The following is a 1,255-nucleotide window of genomic DNA, read 5'->3' as shown; positions in this document are numbered from 1 at the left end:
ACATTAGTGAATGTGCTGCCACCAGCCAGACCGCCGATGGTCACACCCGACAGGGACGGAGCTTCCACTTGGCGGAAGCCTGCCTTGACCGTGCCGAAAACAAACATGATCTCGGTCACCCGTTCACCGGCTGCCAGATTCAGTGCCGCAGGGCTGGCGTCAATGGCATAGTTCTGCTGCGTACTCAGATTGTCTGCCAGCGTCCGATAGGAGCTGCCGGAGTGGGTCGTCTTGTAAACGATCTTGTAGCGCAGATTCTGGTTATATGTGCCGGTGACTACCTGCTGGAGCCGCACCTGCCATGCCGGCCAGGTATCTCTCCAGTAGAAGTTGTCCAGGGGCACTGTGGAGTTGTTGCCAATCCCAGAGAAGGTGTATTTCACCGGCTGCCCGGGCATCGCTTCTTTCGGCCCGGTCTTTTGGATGGATACACCGGTGCCTACGCTTTCATCCAGCACTTCAAATTCCACGATCTGCCCGGGATATTCCAGGTAAGCGGTGAAGGTGGTGGGATTGATGCTGTAATAGTTGGGAGCCTTGACCTCCCGGATGGTGTACCGTCCCAGGGGCAATGCCTTGGATGCTGCCCGGCCATTCTGGTCGGTGACGATGGTGTCTACCTTGTTGTTGGCCTTGTCATAGACCTCAAACACCGCTCCTTCCAGGAGCGTTCCGGCCGGCAGACCATTGATGGAGTTTGCATTTTTGCTCTTCTTGACGATCTGCACCTGAGCTTTTTCCGCTGTGTTTTCCCAGCGAATTTCGCTGACCTGGCCGTATTTCACATAGAAGGTTTTCAGCTCTTCGTCCAGCAGATATCCTTCTGGGGCTTTGATCTCCCGGATGTAATACTTGCCATCCGGGAGGCCGTCCTCGATGTACACATAGCCATCCTGGTCAGAGGTGTACTGGCCAATGGGGCGGCGGTTTTTGTCGTAGAGCAGGAAGGTTGCTCCATACAAGCCCTTGCCGGTCTGGCTGTCCACCTTGTGGATCAGGATATTGGATTCTTTCCGGTTATAAAGCTCAATAGCGGCGGTTTTTCCGTCCTTCACTTCCACCGATCGGGGTGTGTCATCCAAGATGTAACCATCCGGGGCCTTTACCTCGGTGACGGTGTACCATCCTTCCTTCATCTCCGGCAGACGGATCACGCCGTACCGATCGGTGGTATAGGTGCCGATGATCTCACCATTCATCTTCCGCACTTCAAACTGGACTCCGCCCAAGCGCTCACCGGTTTCCGCGTCCTTTT

General features: G+C 55.3%; 1 protein-coding gene. It reads right to left on the bottom strand.

The annotated features are described in order from the left end of the window. Positions 1-1,255: collagen binding domain-containing protein (locus KQI26_RS15840; protein WP_253292907.1), on the bottom strand; the 1,255-nt coding region annotated here is incomplete at both ends.

It is taken from the genome of Intestinimonas sp. MSJ-38 (assembly GCF_018917925.1).
GTDB lineage: Bacteria > Bacillota > Clostridia > Oscillospirales > Butyricicoccaceae > Pseudobutyricicoccus.
Note: the sequence above shows the minus strand (reverse complement) of the source record. Positions and strands in the feature narration are given on the sequence as shown.